Consider the following 17,627-nt stretch of genomic DNA (forward strand, 5'->3'; position numbering starts at 1 on the left):
AACGAAAAGGGGACAGATTTATTTTTCGTGCTCTAAGGATGATCTGAAATAGCGGTATGATTTACGCGGCCAACCCGACTGACTGTACCGCGCGTACCCGTTTCTTCATGCATGGCTACGACCGTGTCGTGCCGGCGCCCATCAGGCTCCAGAGTTACAGCGCTCAAATAGATCTGCCCCCAATCCCCAGTTACTACATCCACCCACTCACTCAGCCATTTCCATCATCCGCACTGCATCGCCCAGCCGCCCCCACAGCGAGCCCTGCCAATCCAGCAGCCCCATCTCGCGGCCCAGCGCCTGGCTGATGCGTCGGCGGGGCAGGTAGGGGTTTTGCTCTTGCGCGTCGCGTAGCAGTGGCACCACTTCGTTGCTCAGCCATTGGCGCAGGCTGCGGTTTTCCGGGGGGTAGAAGTTGACCGCCAGCAGGGCGTAGACGCCGCTTTCGCTGATCAGCAGTTCTTCCTCGGTTTGGCCGTGGTAGGTGCGCAGGAGAGCCTTGCGGTGTTGGTCCGGGTCGAGCCTGTGGATGACCCGTTCGGTGACATGGCTGTTGGTGAGGCGTGCCAGGTCGCGGGCGACGAACCAGGCTTGGCGCTCGATCAACAGGGCGCGCAACTGGCGGTGGTGACGAAGGAAAAGGGACGGGGTGAGGACGGAATCGGAAGGGCTCATGCTGTCGCTCCTTGCTGCATCCAATAAGCCGCCACCGGGATTGCCGAGAGTAGGGAGGCGGACCGTGCAAGGGTGGAAAACCGGGTGTGTATAGGCACCGGTCGGACCGAAGTCCGCCTTGCACGGTTTGCCATAGACAGCCAGAGCCGATCCGGCTTGTTACAGCCGGACCTTCTCTGCTACCGCGCTTTCTTAACTGCAGGTTTCCACACCTGACCGCGAAAATCGCGGCGGGCGAAAACTACGCAAGAGGCGTGTAGGACCGCAACGCCGACGCAGTGTAGGAAACTTCCGGGCGCGTAAGCGCAAGTGGGCAGCGAGTTTATTTCTCGGCTGCTCCGATTGGCCTTCCTGCGCCTCGCACCGGCCAGCGCTTCATCGACGGCATGGCCAGCGACGAGGCGTTGTTCAAGCACCTGATGGACAACGCCATCGCCTACAAGGACAAGCTGCAGCTGAGCCTGGGCGTTGGCCTTTCGGCCGAGCAGGTGGCGGCGCTGACGCACGACATCGTGTGGATGGAAGAGGCGGTGGTGAACGGCGAGAAGGTGCTGGTGCCGGTGCTCTACCTGGCGCAGAGCAACAACCGCCTGGCGCCCAACGGCGCGCTCATCCAGGGCCAGGACGTGAGCCTGATCAGCGGCGGCGAACTGAACAACGCCGGCACCCTGCGCGCGAGCAACAACCTCAGCGCCACGGCGAGCAACCTCAGCAACAGCGGCCTGGTCGAAGCGGGCAACCGCCTGGACCTGCTGGCCCTGGACAGCATCCGCAACAGCGCCGGCGGCATCATCAGCGGCCGCGACGTGAGCCTCACGGCGCTGACCGGCGATGTGCTCAACGAACGCAGCGTCACCCGCATCGACAGCGCCCAGGGCAACCGCAGCTGGACGGCGAGCTTCGCCGACAGCGCGGCGCGCATCGAAGCGGCAGGGCACCTGGACATCAGCGCCGGCCGCGACATCAGCAACCTCGGCGGCGTGCTGCAAAGCCGCGGCGACCTGGCGATGAGCGCCGGTCGCGACGTCAACATCGCCTCGGTGCAGGTGGTCCAGGGGCAGGTCAACGGCAGCCGCTCTGCGAGCCAGAGCGTCCAGCAACTGGGCGCGCAAGTCAGCGCCGGGCGCGACCTCGACATCAACGCCGGCCGCGACCTCACGGCCGTGGCCAGCCAACTGAACGCCGGCCGCGACGCGCTACTGAGCGCGGGCCGCGACGTGACCCTGGCCTCGGCGGCGAACGAGAAGCGCCACTCTGGATCATCTGAGTCCCAAGGCTCGTCACCGAGGCCCCATATCCAGGATCCACCGGGAACCATCCCATGTCATTGTTTTCAGAAGCGTTCTTACCTGCCTGAGCCCCTGCGACCAGACCGCTGGAATCTCCCCCTGCCAAGCCGCCGGCTATGCCACTGGCCAATGCAGCAAGCGCAGATACAGTCTGCTTCTGGCTCTCGTTCAACTCATCTGGATTGGCCGTGTGATACAAGGCCTGCATGATGTAAGAGGTGCCTACCGCAGCGATCGAACCACCAACAGCACCTGCAGCCGACGAATTCCCCTGCGCAGAAGCAACCAACGCTCCTATTACGGCGTGCGCCATCACACGGGCCGACTCATCTTTACCGGCATATTCATGGATGGCACTAGCTAGGTAGGGAGCCTTGCCAATCCAGCAGCCCCAACTCGCGGCCCAGTGCCTGGCTGAAGCGTCGGCGGGGCAGATAGGGGGGTTGCTCTTGCGCGTCGCGTAGCAGTGGCACCACTTCGTTGCTCAGCCATTGGCGCAGGCTGCGGTTTTCCGGGTGGTAGACGTTGGCCGCCAGCAGACCGCCAACACCGGCGTCGGTGCCAGCGGGGTGCAGACGGTGGTGCCGATCAACGCGCAACTGCCGCCGGAGCTTGCCCAGCAGTACGTCAGGTGTTCCAGAACCATGCGCACAGCACGTTCGCGGACTTCGGGAGAGTAGGTCGTAGTCTTTTTCATGGCCTCATCTTCTCAAGAGTTGAGACCTCCACGAAACCCGGTGCGATTCAGCTTTTTGACGGGGACGGAGCCTCCCAAAAGCCGACGACCGCTGTCCAGCGGGGGCAGTGTAGTGGGCGTGTTTCTAACCCAATGGGTCGCGGAGTGCCGGGGAGGCGGTTTATTAAAACGTGAGCCAATTGCTGGCGTAGCCGACGCAGCTCCGCACTCTCGCCACGCTGCTTGCCGTTACCCGGAAAAGCATCGTCACCTTGCTGCTCGTATTGGCGCTTCCATTTGCCCAGCAGACTTTCGGCGATGCCCAGTGTCTGTGCCACATAACGAAGCGGTATACCAGCAAGCACCTGGACTACCGCCTCGCGTTTGAAGGATTCGGGAAAACTCGTTTGGTCTAGGTCATGAACATCCCTTGCGATGGACATTATCCACCATAAGTCGGTGTCCACTCAGTCCGGGACATACCACAGCATCCAATTCCTTAAGTCTTCGATGCCGCGTGAGACAAGCTTGTACGTTTCCCTGAGCTTGGGGCGTGCGGCTCGGCTTTTGGGACAAGTCTTGTTCATGGTGTCCTGCCTGCTCAGCAAAATTGTTTGTGTGCCAAGACCGAGGAGGTCAGGGCGCGATCAAGGTCGTCCGGCAGTGTCGAGGGGGACTTAAAGTCTGGCAGGCCCTGGGGCTTGCGCTGCGTTGTGAAATGTTATGCCTCCCTTCCTGTGCGTGGGGTGGTTTTGTTGAGGTGAGTATGAGCAATCTTCGGCGAAGAAATACGCTCGATGAAGGAGTCGCGATAGGGAAGTCGTTCTATGCCATTTCAGCCATCGCATTGGCTTTCATTGGGCTATTTAGCTCCAATAGTGTTGCTGGGGAGGCATTGCAAAAAGTCGAGAAGAGGTCTTCGGCCAGTGTCGGCAAGCCTGCATCTCAGGCTGTTGGTGCGCAGTTGGAGATTGGCGCCAATGCCGCTCAGTCTCCTTCCGCGCGAATCGTGCAAGACGTACGCAGCAGTGTGCCTCCGTTACCGGTTCAGAAGACTGCTGCCCCCGAGTTGGTACTTGAAAGGGCTTCTGTGGATGGCGCTGTATCTGGTGGGGTGCCGGCGGTTTCCGCACTGGCCTACGGCCGGGCGCGCGGCACAATCGTCACTGGTGAGCCGCTCTCGCACTCTGAGGTGGAGTTGCGGGAGATCTTTCTTCGGGTAGTACAGAAGGCGGCCGAGCGCAGTCCTGCTGTGAGGCGTGCGCTGGCTGAGCAATCAGCGTCACAAGCGGATATCGATGAGGCAAAAGGGCAGCGGCTACCCCAGATCGATATTTCCACGCAGAGCAAATCGATGGAGTTCGGTTCCGGGCATCGTAGTGAGGCCAATGGGCAAGCGCTTAGCGTCGGTATTAATACGCCAATATTCGACTGGGGGCGTATCCGAAAGACCATCGAGAGCCGTTCGTTCCTGGCCTCGGCGGCTGGCTCGGCTCTCGAGGCGGAACTTGAGGCGTCAGCCTTCGATGTGACGTCCAACCTCATCGAACTGGGTAAGCAGCGCATTATCGTCGATATTAGCCAAAAGTACGTAGATCGTATGGCGGAGTTGGTGAAGATGCTTCAGGGGATCGTTGTGGTCGATACCGGTCGGGTTAGTGAGTTGACCCAGGCGCGTGCTCGTTTACTTAATGCAGAGGCTTCGCGCAGCGCGGCGGAGTCCAAAGTTCGCGATATCGAGATCAGCTTGCGCAAGATGGTTGGCGACAGCCCCTTGCCGGCGTTACCTCGTTCGACCTATTGGCAATTGCGACTGCCAGAATTGGATTTGCTGCTGGCAGAATCAGTCGTACATCCGGTGGTTCGGCAGGCACAGGCGCAGGCAAGGTCCGCTGATCTGGAGGCTGAGGTGGTGCGCTCGGCGTCACTGCCTCAGTTGAATTGGACAATCAGCAAAAGCACGGGGGAGGATCTTTACGGGCGTGAGTCCCCCTGGCAGACGAGTTTGAACATATCCTGGAGCGCCTTCCGAGGTGGTTCCAGTCGTGCTGCGGAAAGGGCTGCTCGGGAACGCGCCGAAGCTGGCCGGCAAAATACCGAGCAGCAGGTGCAGGATCTTGAGTACCGTGTTCGGGCAGCGAGCCAGGATGCGCAGGCGTTTATCGATCGTGCCGAACTCTATCGTGGACTTTCGTTGGAGACGGACAAGGTTCGTAGCGCATTCTACGAACAGTGGTATCACCTGGGGCGTCGTACGCTGCTGGATGTTCTTATCGCGGAGGCGGATCACTACAACAACCAGGTGAGCGAGATCGTTAACCGCTTCGACGGTTATGGGGCTGTTATGCGGCAGTATGCCAGCTCTGGCACGCTATTGCGCTGGCTCGGTGTGGGGCGGCAGTAGGGCGAATTGCAGTTGGCTGACATGCCAGCGGGCGCCTTGGCTTTGGCGTGAGGGGGTCGCAAATGACTGAGCTGCGTTTTCTGGTGCTAGAGGATCATGCCTTTCAGCGAGTGGTGACGGTGCGGGCGCTGCAGCAGATCGGATATTGGGATGTTCTGCAAGCATCCGATGGTGTCGAGGCGCTGGCGCAGCTCCGCGCTGGTGGCGCGGTGGACGTTGCCCTCTGTGATCTACGTATGATTGGAATGGATGGCCTGATGTTCCTGCGCAAGGCGGGTGAAGAGGGTTTGGTTCGTGCTGTTGTCATCGTAAGCGAACTGGCGCCAGATTTACTTGAGGTGGTGGAGCGCATTCTGCTTCTGCAGGGATTTCAATTGCTGGGAAGTATCGAGAAGCCCCTTCGGCTGGCGCGCCTCAGGGCTGTGCTGGAGGGCTATCAGTCCTGTGCGAAGTCTGTAGATGAGATGGTTCTTGATCGTCTGAGGCGGCCTTCGCTGGAAGAGATTCTGGTGGGGCTTAGGCGTCAGGAGTTCCGGGCCTACTTTCAGCCAAAGGTGCATTTGGAGAGCGGCGAGAGCAACGGTGCTGAGGTGCTGGTGCGTTGGGTTCGTGATGATGGGAGTGTGCTTTCGCCCGGTGCGTTCTTGCCTCTTATCGCGCGCAATGGCTTGCTCGATGTGATGTTTGCCGGGTTGTTGGACCAGGGATTGGCTATGCTGCGGTTGATCCGGTCAAATGGGCGGTGTTTCCGCATGGCATTCAATCTTGATGCGTCCCAGATGGCCGATCACGGTCTAGTGAGCTGCATTCGTGCTGCTCTGGAGCGACATGGGCTTTCAGCATCCGGGCTCATGTTTGAGTTGACCGAGGCGGCATTGATTGAGGTGCCTGCAGCTAGTCTGGAAAACATGGTGCGCTTGCGCATGATGGGCTGCGGATTATCTATCGATGACTTCGGTATTGGGTATTCGTCACTTGAGCGCTTATGTCGGATGCCGTTCACTGAAATCAAGCTGGATGCAGGATTTATTCGCAATATGGTGCAGCACGATCGCTGCCGGGTAGTGGTCAGCAGCGCCTTGAAATTGGCTCACGATCTCAACATGGCGGTCGTCGCCGAAGGGATCGAGTCCGAAGAGCAGCTGAATTGCCTGAAGGCGATGGGGTGTGATGTAGGTCAGGGCTACTACTACGCCCGGCCAATGTCCTGCGTCGACCTTATGGCCTGGCTATTCAAGGGCGCGCGCGCGGCGTGCTGGCAGGTTTGAATCCTATCTGCCGAGCGTCCTGCTACGCCTTTGTTCTGGCTCGCAGAGCTCTCTGAGCCAGCGATCCTTCCACTGCATTTTTAGGCCTCTTTGGCCTCGCCCCCCCCCGGCAGGTGGTGGGCCTTACGGTCCTGTGCCTCCAAATATTGCGTCGCTCAGATCGCGCAGTCCTTTTGGGACAGTTCCTATGTCTCGTCTATCGATCGGAAAAGCATACTTTCCGAGTTTAGGGGTCCGTGTTTGATCGGCTTGGGCTCCTATCTCCATGCGCCGGCGACGAGAGGTCGGTGAGTCCAACATGTAACTTCAGGTGCTAGAGCAATGCGCGTAAGCGTTTCCGTCGTTGACGGTAATAAAGTCATATTGAGCTTGGATCTACCAAATGCCAAGCCACGTGACCCAGTTCGTGTCAAGGCCATTAAAGGTGGCAAATACATCCTTGCCGAGGCGGGTAAGGACTTTGCGCCCGAGAATATTACTGTCAAGCGCGTCGGTAAAGACCTTCATGTGGCGCTTGAGGGCTTCGACCCGGATCAGCCGCAGCTGATTATCGAAGATTTCTACGAGTACGAAGGCCAGTTGATCGGTATGGCTGAAGACTCTTCCTACCATGAGTACGTTGCAGTTGATGGCGATGACGACAGTGCCGTCGCCTTCTTGATGGATGGTCGATCCTCGCCGCTGGCCTTGGGAGGTGCAGAGTTGGCCGGCTTGGCTAGTTTGGCTATGTTGGCTGGTGGTGTTCTGCCCACTGCATTGCTGGGGCTGGGGGCGTTGGGGCTTGCCGGCAGCGCCTGGGCGTTGGGGCATGACAAGGGTGGTAAGGACCATAGTGGTAAGGGGGCGGTCGACCGAACTCCACCGGGGAACAATGGGATCGGTAGCGTCTTTGATGGACAAGGCACCATTCAAGGTGAACTCAGTAGTGGTGATGTTACCGACGACGGCCGCCCGGTCCTCAGCGGTGGCGGTCAGGAGCCTGGCGATAAGATCATCATTATCGACAACGGTAATGTGATTGGTGAGGTGGTCGTCGACGATGATGGAAATTGGACTTTCACTCCCGAGGTCGAGCTGGAAGACGGTGAGCATGAGCTAGTGGTGGTGGTTGAGGATCCGGACGGTAACTTCAGCGAGCCGTCACCTCCCACTGTCATCACCGTTGACACCACCGCCCCGGCTAAGCCGTCGATCGACTCGATCAGTGACGACGTGGGCAGCGTTCAGGGCGTACTGAGCAATGGCCAGTCTACCGATGACACCACTCCGACTCTGGCGGGTAAAGCAGAGGCTGGAAGCACCATTAGCATCTACGACAACGGCAGCCTGCTGGGTGAGGTTGTGGCCGATGCCAACGGTAACTGGAGCTTCACCCCGACCACTCCGCTGAACAACGGCGAGCACAGTTTCACCGTGATCAGCGAAGACAAGGCCGGCAATGTGTCCGAGCCGTCGGAAGAGTACGTGGTCATTGTTGACACCGTTGCTCCGGAGAAGCCGAGCATCGGCGATGTCGAAGACAACGTGGGTGAGATCACTGGTCCGGTAGACAGCGGCGAAAGCACCGACGACAACCAGCCGACTCTGTTCGGTGAGGGTGAGCCGGGTGACACCGTTACCATCATCGACAATGGCAATGTCATTGGCGAAGCGGTTGTGGGTGAAGATGGCACCTGGTCGTTCACGCCTGAAGAGGCGCTGGAAGATGGCGAGCACGTGTTCGAGGTCGTGGTCACCGATCCGGCTGGCAATGTGTCCGAGCCGTCGGAAGAGTACGTGGTCATTGTTGACACCGTTGCTCCGGAGAAGCCGAGCATCGGCGGTGTCGAAGACAACGTGGGTGAGATCACCGGCCCGGTGGGCAATGGTGAAGTCACCGACGACAACCAGCCGACCCTGTCGGGTGAGGGCGAGCCGGGTGGAAGCGTCACCATCATCGACAATGGCAATGTCATTGGCGAAGTAGTGGTGGGCGAAGATGGCACCTGGGTCTTCACGCCTGAAGAGGCGCTGGAAGATGGCGAGCACGTGTTCGAGGTCGTGGTCACCGATCCGGCTGGCAATGTGTCCGAGCCGTCGGAAGAGTACGTGGTCATTGTTGACACCGTTGCTCCGGAGAAGCCGAGCATCGGCGGTGTCGAAGACAACGTGGGTGAGATCACTGGTCCGGTAGACAGCGGCGAAAGCACCGACGACAACCAGCCGACTCTGTCCGGTGAGGGTGAGCCGGGTGACACCGTTACCATCATCGACAATGGCAATGTCATTGGCGAAGCGGTTGTGGGTGAAGATGGCACCTGGTCGTTCACGCCTGAAGAGGCGCTGGAAGATGGCGAGCACGTGTTCGAGGTCGTGGTCACCGATCCGGCTGGCAATGTGTCCGAGCCGTCGGAAGAGTACGTGGTCATTGTTGACACCGTTGCTCCGGAGAAGCCGAGCATCGGCGGTGTCGAAGACAACGTGGGTGAGATCACTGGTCCGGTAGACAGCGGCGAAAGCACCGACGACAACCAGCCGACCCTGTCGGGTGAGGGCGAGCCGGGTGGAAGCGTCACCATCATCGACAATGGCAATGTCATTGGCGAAGTAGTGGTGGGCGAAGATGGCACCTGGGTCTTCACGCCTGAAGAGGCGCTGGAAGATGGCGAGCACGTGTTCGAGGTCGTGGTCACCGATCCGGCCGGCAACGAGTCCGAGCCGTCGGAAGAGTACGTGGTCATTGTTGACACCGCGATGCCGTCGATCCCGACTATCGACAGCGTGTTCGATGATCAGGGCAACCTGACCGGTAATCTGACCTCCGGTGACGAAACCGATGATGCCAAGCCGACCATCAGCGGTACTGCCGAAGCCGGCAGCATCGTGGTGATCAAGGACAAGGGCGTCGAGATTGGTCGTGTGCAAGCGGACGAGAACGGCCAGTGGAGCTTCGAGCCGACCCTGCCGCTGAGCAGCGGTGACCATCAGCTGACTGTCGAGGCTATCGATGCTGCTGGCAATGTCAGCGCACCGTCCAACCAGTTCGACCTGGTCGTCGTGAGCGACGCACGGCCGACTGCGCCGGCGATCACCGCGGTCATGGACGATGTGGGCTCGATTCAGGGCAACGTGCAGAAGAACAGCGTCACCGATGACGCGCGTCCGACCATTGTGGGTACCGCGCAGCCGGGTGTGACCGTCTCCGTGTACATCGATGGCGCGCTTGCGGGCACCGTTCTGGCTGATGCCAAAGGTGACTGGAACTTCACGCCGTCTGCCGATCTGAGCGATGGTCTGCACAACATCACCGCCACCGCGACCAACTCGGTAGGCAACGTGAGCCCGGAAACCGGTGCGTACCCGATCGTGGTCGACACCGTTGCCCCGGTGACCCCGGGTGATACAGCTGCTGATCTGCTCGACGATGTGGGACAGATCCAGGGCGAGATCGTTGATGGTACCGTCACCGACGACAACACCCCGACCTTCGAAGGTACGGCTGAGCCGGGCGCCGTCGTTGTCATCTATGACAACGGCCAGGAAGTTGGCCGCGTGCCGACCGACAGCGAAGGCAACTGGAGCTTCACTCCGTCCACTCCGCTGGTCGATGGCGAGCACAGCCTGAACTACGAAGTGATTGACCCGGCTGGCAACGTCAGCGAGAAGTCCGATCCGATCGACTTCACCGTTGATACTGCGGCAGTGGAAGTCACTATCGAAGGCGTCAGCGACAACGTTGGTGAAGTCCAAGGTGTAGTTGCCAAGGGCGGCGTGACCGATGACGCGACCCCGACCCTTTACGGCAAGGCCACAGTGGGCGGCACCGTCAAGATCTATGACGGCGCAACCCTGCTGGGCGAGACCGTGGTTGGCGCTGATGGCAAGTGGAGCTTCACCCCGCCTGTTGAGCTGAGCGAAGGTCTGCACAGCTTTACTGCAAGTGTGACCACCGAAGCTAAGGGCGAGAGCGAGAAGACCGCGATCTTCGACCTCACCGTAGACCTGAGCGCCCCGGTCAAGCCGTCGATCGACTCGATCAGCGACGACGTGGGTAGTGTTCAGGGCGTACTGAGCAATGGCCAGTCGACTGACGACACCACTCCGACTCTGGCAGGTAAAGCAGAGGCTGGAAGCACCATTAGCATCTATGACAACGGCAGCCTGCTGGGCGAAGTTGTGGCCGATGCCAACGGTAACTGGAGCTTCACCCCGACCACTCCGCTGAACAACGGCGAGCACAGCTTCACCGTGGTCAGCGAAGACAAGGCCGGCAATGTGTCCGAGCCTTCGGATGCATACGTGGTCGTTATCGACACCATTGCTCCGCAGCAGCCGGGCATCGGTGGTGTCGAAGACAACGTGGGTGAGATCACCGGCCCGGTGGGCAATGGTGAAGTCACCGACGACAACCAGCCGACCCTGTCGGGTGAGGGCGAGCCGGGTGGAAGCGTCACCATCATCGACAATGGCAATGTCATTGGCGAAGTAGTGGTGGGCGAAGATGGCACCTGGGTCTTCACGCCTGAAGAGGCGCTGGAAGATGGCGAGCACGTGTTCGAGGTCGTGGTCACCGATCCGGCTGGCAATGTGTCCGAGCCGTCGGAAGAGTACGTGGTCATTGTTGACACCGCGATGCCGTCGATCCCGACTATCGACAGCGTGTTCGATGATCAGGGCAACCTGACCGGTAATCTGACCTCCGGTGACGAAACCGATGATGCCAAGCCGACCATCAGCGGTACTGCCGAAGCCGGCAGCATCGTGGTGATCAAGGACAAGGGCGTCGAGATTGGTCGTGTGCAAGCGGACGAGAACGGCCAGTGGAGCTTCGAGCCGACCCTGCCGCTGAGCAGCGGTGACCATCAGCTGACTGTCGAGGCTATCGATGCTGCTGGCAATGTCAGCGCACCGTCCAACCAGTTCGACCTGGTCGTCGTGAGCGACGCACGGCCGACTGCGCCGGCGATCACCGCGGTCATGGACGATGTGGGCTCGATTCAGGGCAACGTGCAGAAGAACAGCGTCACCGATGACGCGCGTCCGACCATTGTGGGTACCGCGCAGCCGGGTGTGACCGTCTCCGTGTACATCGATGGCGCGCTTGCGGGCACCGTTCTGGCTGATGCCAAAGGTGACTGGAACTTCACGCCGTCTGCCGATCTGAGCGATGGTCTGCACAACATCACCGCCACCGCGACCAACTCGGTAGGCAACGTGAGCCCGGAAACCGGTGCGTACCCGATCGTGGTCGACACCGTTGCCCCGGTGACCCCGGGTGATACAGCTGCTGATCTGCTCGACGATGTGGGACAGATCCAGGGCGAGATCGTTGATGGTACCGTCACCGACGACAACACCCCGACCTTCGAAGGTACGGCTGAGCCGGGCGCCGTCGTTGTCATCTATGACAACGGCCAGGAAGTTGGCCGCGTGCCGACCGACAGCGAAGGCAACTGGAGCTTCACTCCGTCCACTCCGCTGGTCGATGGCGAGCACAGCCTGAACTACGAAGTGATTGACCCGGCTGGCAACGTCAGCGAGAAGTCCGATCCGATCGACTTCACCGTTGATACTGCGGCAGTGGAAGTCACTATCGAAGGCGTCAGCGACAACGTTGGTGAAGTCCAAGGTGTAGTTGCCAAGGGCGGCGTGACCGATGACGCGACCCCGACCCTTTACGGCAAGGCCACAGTGGGCGGCACCGTCAAGATCTATGACGGCGCAACCCTGCTGGGCGAGACCGTGGTTGGCGCTGATGGCAAGTGGAGCTTCACCCCGCCTGTTGAGCTGAGCGAAGGTCTGCACAGCTTTACTGCAAGTGTGACCACCGAAGCTAAGGGCGAGAGCGAGAAGACCGCGATCTTCGACCTCACCGTAGACCTGAGCGCCCCGGTCAAGCCGTCGATCGACTCGATCAGCGACGACGTGGGTAGTGTTCAGGGCGTACTGAGCAATGGCCAGTCGACTGACGACACCACTCCGACTCTGGCAGGTAAAGCAGAGGCTGGAAGCACCATTAGCATCTATGACAACGGCAGCCTGCTGGGCGAAGTTGTGGCCGATGCCAACGGTAACTGGAGCTTCACCCCGACCACTCCGCTGAACAACGGCGAGCACAGCTTCACCGTGGTCAGCGAAGACAAGGCCGGCAATGTGTCCGAGCCTTCGGATGCATACGTGGTCGTTATCGACACCATTGCTCCGCAGCAGCCGGGCATCGGTGGTGTCGAAGACAACGTGGGTGAGATCACCGGCCCGGTGGGCAATGGTGAAGTCACCGACGACAACCAGCCGACCCTGTCGGGTGAGGGCGAGCCGGGTGGAAGCGTCACCATCATCGACAATGGCAATGTCATTGGCGAAGTAGTGGTGGGCGAAGATGGCACCTGGGTCTTCACGCCTGAAGAGGCGCTGGAAGATGGCGAGCACGTGTTCGAGGTCGTGGTCACCGATCCGGCTGGCAATGTGTCCGAGCCGTCGGAAGAGTACGTGGTCATTGTTGACACCGCGATGCCGTCGATCCCGACTATCGACAGCGTGTTCGATGATCAGGGCAACCTGACCGGTAATCTGACCTCCGGTGACGAAACCGATGATGCCAAGCCGACCATCAGCGGTACTGCCGAAGCCGGCAGCATCGTGGTGATCAAGGACAAGGGCGTCGAGATTGGTCGTGTGCAAGCGGACGAGAACGGCCAGTGGAGCTTCGAGCCGACCCTGCCGCTGAGCAGCGGTGACCATCAGCTGACTGTCGAGGCTATCGATGCTGCTGGCAATGTCAGCGCACCGTCCAACCAGTTCGACCTGGTCGTCGTGAGCGACGCACGGCCGACTGCGCCGGCGATCACCGCGGTCATGGACGATGTGGGCTCGATTCAGGGCAACGTGCAGAAGAACAGCGTCACCGATGACGCGCGTCCGACCATTGTGGGTACCGCGCAGCCGGGTGTGACCGTCTCCGTGTACATCGATGGCGCGCTTGCGGGCACCGTTCTGGCTGATGCCAAAGGTGACTGGAACTTCACGCCGTCTGCCGATCTGAGCGATGGTCTGCACAACATCACCGCCACCGCGACCAACTCGGTAGGCAACGTGAGCCCGGAAACCGGTGCGTACCCGATCGTGGTCGACACCGTTGCCCCGGTGACCCCGGGTGATACAGCTGCTGATCTGCTCGACGATGTGGGACAGATCCAGGGCGAGATCGTTGATGGTACCGTCACCGACGACAACACCCCGACCTTCGAAGGTACGGCTGAGCCGGGCGCCGTCGTTGTCATCTATGACAACGGCCAGGAAGTTGGCCGCGTGCCGACCGACAGCGAAGGCAACTGGAGCTTCACTCCGTCCACTCCGCTGGTCGATGGCGAGCACAGCCTGAACTACGAAGTGATTGACCCGGCTGGCAACGTCAGCGAGAAGTCCGATCCGATCGACTTCACCGTTGATACTGCGGCAGTGGAAGTCACTATCGAAGGCGTCAGCGACAACGTTGGTGAAGTCCAAGGTGTAGTTGCCAAGGGCGGCGTGACCGATGACGCGACCCCGACCCTTTACGGCAAGGCCACAGTGGGCGGCACCGTCAAGATCTATGACGGCGCAACCCTGCTGGGCGAGACCGTGGTTGGCGCTGATGGCAAGTGGAGCTTCACCCCGCCTGTTGAGCTGAGCGAAGGTCTGCACAGCTTTACTGCAAGTGTGACCACCGAAGCTAAGGGCGAGAGCGAGAAGACCGCGATCTTCGACCTCACCGTAGACCTGAGCGCCCCGGTCAAGCCGTCGATCGACTCGATCAGCGACGACGTGGGTAGTGTTCAGGGCGTACTGAGCAATGGCCAGTCGACTGACGACACCACTCCGACTCTGGCAGGTAAAGCAGAGGCTGGAAGCACCATTAGCATCTATGACAACGGCAGCCTGCTGGGCGAAGTTGTGGCCGATGCCAACGGTAACTGGAGCTTCACCCCGACCACTCCGCTGAACAACGGCGAGCACAGCTTCACCGTGGTCAGCGAAGACAAGGCCGGCAATGTGTCCGAGCCTTCGGATGCATACGTGGTCGTTATCGACACCATTGCTCCGCAGCAGCCGGGCATCGGTGGTGTCGAAGACAACGTGGGTGAGATCACCGGCCCGGTGGGCAATGGTGAAGTCACCGACGACAACCAGCCGACCCTGTCGGGTGAGGGCGAGCCGGGTGGAAGCGTCACCATCATCGACAATGGCAATGTCATTGGCGAAGTAGTGGTGGGCGAAGATGGCACCTGGGTCTTCACGCCTGAAGAGGCGCTGGAAGATGGCGAGCACGTGTTCGAGGTCGTGGTCACCGATCCGGCTGGCAATGTGTCCGAGCCGTCGGAAGAGTACGTGGTCATTGTTGACACCGCGATGCCGTCGATCCCGACTATCGACAGCGTGTTCGATGATCAGGGCAACCTGACCGGTAATCTGACCTCCGGTGACGAAACCGATGATGCCAAGCCGACCATCAGCGGTACTGCCGAAGCCGGCAGCATCGTGGTGATCAAGGACAAGGGCGTCGAGATTGGTCGTGTGCAAGCGGACGAGAACGGCCAGTGGAGCTTCGAGCCGACCCTGCCGCTGAGCAGCGGTGACCATCAGCTGACTGTCGAGGCTATCGATGCTGCTGGCAATGTCAGCGCACCGTCCAACCAGTTCGACCTGGTCGTCGTGAGCGACGCACGGCCGACTGCGCCGGCGATCACCGCGGTCATGGACGATGTGGGCTCGATTCAGGGCAACGTGCAGAAGAACAGCGTCACCGATGACGCGCGTCCGACCATTGTGGGTACCGCGCAGCCGGGTGTGACCGTCTCCGTGTACATCGATGGCGCGCTTGCGGGCACCGTTCTGGCTGATGCCAAAGGTGACTGGAACTTCACGCCGTCTGCCGATCTGAGCGATGGTCTGCACAACATCACCGCCACCGCGACCAACTCGGTAGGCAACGTGAGCCCGGAAACCGGTGCGTACCCGATCGTGGTCGACACCGTTGCCCCGGTGACCCCGGGTGATACAGCTGCTGATCTGCTCGACGATGTGGGACAGATCCAGGGCGAGATCGTTGATGGTACCGTCACCGACGACAACACCCCGACCTTCGAAGGTACGGCTGAGCCGGGCGCCGTCGTTGTCATCTATGACAACGGCCAGGAAGTTGGCCGCGTGCCGACCGACAGCGAAGGCAACTGGAGCTTCACTCCGTCCACTCCGCTGGTCGATGGCGAGCACAGCCTGAACTACGAAGTGATTGACCCGGCTGGCAACGTCAGCGAGAAGTCCGATCCGATCGACTTCACCGTTGATACTGCGGCAGTGGAAGTCACTATCGAAGGCGTCAGCGACAACGTTGGTGAAGTCCAAGGTGTAGTTGCCAAGGGCGGCGTGACCGATGACGCGACCCCGACCCTTTACGGCAAGGCCACAGTGGGCGGCACCGTCAAGATCTATGACGGCGCAACCCTGCTGGGCGAGACCGTGGTTGGCGCTGATGGCAAGTGGAGCTTCACCCCGCCTGTTGAGCTGAGCGAAGGTCTGCACAGCTTTACTGCAAGTGTGACCACCGAAGCTAAGGGCGAGAGCGAGAAGACCGCGATCTTCGACCTCACCGTAGACCTGAGCGCCCCGGTCAAGCCGTCGATCGACTCGATCAGCGACGACGTGGGTAGTGTTCAGGGCGTACTGAGCAATGGCCAGTCGACTGACGACACCACTCCGACTCTGGCAGGTAAAGCAGAGGCTGGAAGCACCATTAGCATCTATGACAACGGCAGCCTGCTGGGCGAAGTTGTGGCCGATGCCAACGGTAACTGGAGCTTCACCCCGACCACTCCGCTGAACAACGGCGAGCACAGCTTCACCGTGGTCAGCGAAGACAAGGCCGGCAATGTGTCCGAGCCTTCGGATGCATACGTGGTCGTTATCGACACCATTGCTCCGCAGCAGCCGGGCATCGGTGGTGTCGAAGACAACGTGGGTGAGATCACCGGCCCGGTGGGCAATGGTGAAGTCACCGACGACAACCAGCCGACCCTGTCGGGTGAGGGCGAGCCGGGTGGAAGCGTCACCATCATCGACAATGGCAATGTCATTGGCGAAGTAGTGGTGGGCGAAGATGGCACCTGGGTCTTCACGCCTGAAGAGGCGCTGGAAGATGGCGAGCACGTGTTCGAGGTCGTGGTCACCGATCCGGCCGGCAACGAGTCCGAGCCGTCGGAAGAGTACATCATCACCATTGACAGCATGGCGCCGGCCAAACCGTTGATTATTCAGGTGATTGACGATGCGAACCTCGTAACCGGTGACGTAGGCCATAACGGCGTGACCGATGATGTGCGTCCGCAGTTGAGGGGTACGGCGGAGGCTAATAGCACTGTGACTATTTACCTCAACGGTGCTAGGAACGGCGAAACCCAAGCCGATGCTGCTGGCAACTGGAGCTATACGCTTCCGTGGGACCTGTCGACTGGGTGGCACAATTTCACGGTCGATGCGACCGACGCGATGGGACACACCAGTGAGCTCTCCGATCCTTACCGCATCGAAGTGGACTCTGTGCAGCCCAGCCCTCCTGTCATCACGCAAGTCACCGATAGCGTGGGCAGCGTCACTGGTGCGCTGGAAAACGGCGAGACGACCGACGACAACCGGCCGACGTTCGCAGGAACCGCTGAAGCACATGCGACGGTGGAAATCTGGGGCGATATGGGCGAAACGCTGATCGGCAGCACCAAGGCCGATGCCGATGGCAACTGGTCCTTCACGCCGGCGAGTGCGATGCCTGAAGGTTGGGATCTGTTGTACGCGGTGGCGATCGATCCGGTCGGCAATCGAAGCGAGTTGTCCATGCCGTGGGAGATCGTCATTGAGTCGGCGCCGGTCGTTCGCAGCATGATGCATAGTGAAAAGATCCAAACGTCGGAGCTGAGCGAAACGGAGTCCGTGGTCGACCTGATCACGAACGCTGAGACGCATTCAGATTTCGAGATTGCCGATAGCGAAACGGGCGGCAGCAACCTCACGCTCACCGTGGACGACGTTCTGGCTCATGGTGGCAAGGACTTGTTCCATGACAGCGGGTATATCCAACTGTTGGTAAAGGGAGATGCCTCAGACACCGTCACCCTGGAAGACTTGATAGGCGACGGTTCGGACTCGACGGATTGGGCGAAGGCCACTGACGTGACGGTGCACGGCGTGACTTATGCCATCTACCAGCACTCCCTTGCGGATGCCGAATTGCTAGTCCAGCAGGGTGTTTCCATCAACCTCGTCTGATTGAGTCGATAACTTCAACAGCGCAGGCTGGAGATCCA

At 60.2% G+C, this 17,627-nt stretch carries 7 protein-coding genes and 1 pseudogene; 4 read left to right on the plus strand and 4 right to left on the minus strand.

All coding sequences use genetic code 11. The annotated features are described in order from the left end of the window. Positions 1–207: 207 nt before the first annotated feature. Positions 208–675 (minus strand): Bro-N domain-containing protein, encoded by a 468-nt coding sequence (locus tag ACA097_RS19710; RefSeq protein WP_371365419.1) that lies wholly within the window; start codon positions 673–675, stop codon positions 208–210. Between the two features lie 359 nt (positions 676–1,034). Between ACA097_RS19710 and ACA097_RS19715 the strand changes: the two are divergent. Further along, positions 1,035–1,943 (plus strand): annotated as a pseudogene (locus ACA097_RS19715) (hemagglutinin repeat-containing protein); the annotation flags it as partial. Here the strand turns inward: ACA097_RS19715 and ACA097_RS19720 are convergent. The 3 genes from ACA097_RS19720 to ACA097_RS19730 all read right to left on the minus strand — a co-directional run bounded on the left by ACA097_RS19720 (position 1,831) and on the right by ACA097_RS19730 (position 3,083). Continuing rightward, positions 1,831–2,277, minus strand: a complete 447-nt coding sequence (locus ACA097_RS19720) for a VENN motif pre-toxin domain-containing protein (RefSeq protein ID WP_371370544.1) — start codon at positions 2,275–2,277, stop codon at positions 1,831–1,833. The pseudogene ACA097_RS19715 and the gene ACA097_RS19720 overlap by 113 nt on opposite strands. 43 nt (positions 2,278–2,320) lie before the next feature. Beyond that, positions 2,321–2,563, minus strand: a complete 243-nt coding sequence (locus tag ACA097_RS19725) for a hypothetical protein (RefSeq protein WP_371370594.1) — start codon at positions 2,561–2,563, stop codon at positions 2,321–2,323. A gap of 145 nt (positions 2,564–2,708) precedes the next feature. Further along, on the minus strand, positions 2,709–3,083 hold the full coding sequence (locus tag ACA097_RS19730) for a transposase (protein ID WP_371365421.1): 375 nt from the start codon (positions 3,081–3,083) through the stop codon (positions 2,709–2,711). Between the two features lie 323 nt (positions 3,084–3,406). On the opposite strand from ACA097_RS19730, the gene ACA097_RS19735 reads away from it, so the two are divergent. The 3 genes from ACA097_RS19735 (at position 3,407) to ACA097_RS19745 (ending at position 17,589) form a co-directional block, all read left to right on the plus strand. After that, the gene (locus ACA097_RS19735; RefSeq protein ID WP_371365423.1) at positions 3,407–5,044 is read left to right on the plus strand and encodes a TolC family protein; all 1,638 of its coding nucleotides are present in this window, start codon (positions 3,407–3,409) and stop codon (positions 5,042–5,044) included. Between the two features lie 62 nt (positions 5,045–5,106). Then, positions 5,107–6,312, plus strand: a complete 1,206-nt coding sequence (locus ACA097_RS19740; RefSeq protein ID WP_371365425.1) for an EAL domain-containing protein — start codon at positions 5,107–5,109, stop codon at positions 6,310–6,312. A 321-nt stretch (positions 6,313–6,633) separates the two neighbouring features. Beyond that, positions 6,634–17,589: an Ig-like domain-containing protein gene (locus tag ACA097_RS19745; RefSeq protein ID WP_371365427.1), complete on the plus strand. Its 10,956-nt coding sequence runs from the start codon at positions 6,634–6,636 to the stop codon at positions 17,587–17,589. Positions 17,590–17,627 lie beyond the last annotated feature (38 nt).

The sequence above is a fragment of the Pseudomonas sp. QL9 genome (assembly GCF_041409665.1).
GTDB lineage: Bacteria > Pseudomonadota > Gammaproteobacteria > Pseudomonadales > Pseudomonadaceae > Pseudomonas > Pseudomonas knackmussii.

Bases quoted from the DNA above. Each gene is read 5' to 3' on its own strand.
- ACA097_RS19710 (WP_371365419.1), bottom strand. From the start codon at position 675: ATGAGCCCTTCCGATTCCGTCCTCACCCCGTCCCTTTTCCTTCGTCAC.
- ACA097_RS19720 (WP_371370544.1), bottom strand. From the start codon at position 2,277: ATGGCGCACGCCGTAATAGGAGCGTTGGTTGCTTCTGCGCAGGGGAAT.
- ACA097_RS19730 (WP_371365421.1), bottom strand. From the start codon at position 3,083: ATGTCCATCGCAAGGGATGTTCATGACCTAGACCAAACGAGTTTTCCC.
- ACA097_RS19735 (WP_371365423.1), top strand. From the start codon at position 3,407: ATGAGCAATCTTCGGCGAAGAAATACGCTCGATGAAGGAGTCGCGATA.
- ACA097_RS19740 (WP_371365425.1), top strand. From the start codon at position 5,107: ATGACTGAGCTGCGTTTTCTGGTGCTAGAGGATCATGCCTTTCAGCGA.
- ACA097_RS19745 (WP_371365427.1), top strand. From the start codon at position 6,634: ATGCGCGTAAGCGTTTCCGTCGTTGACGGTAATAAAGTCATATTGAGC.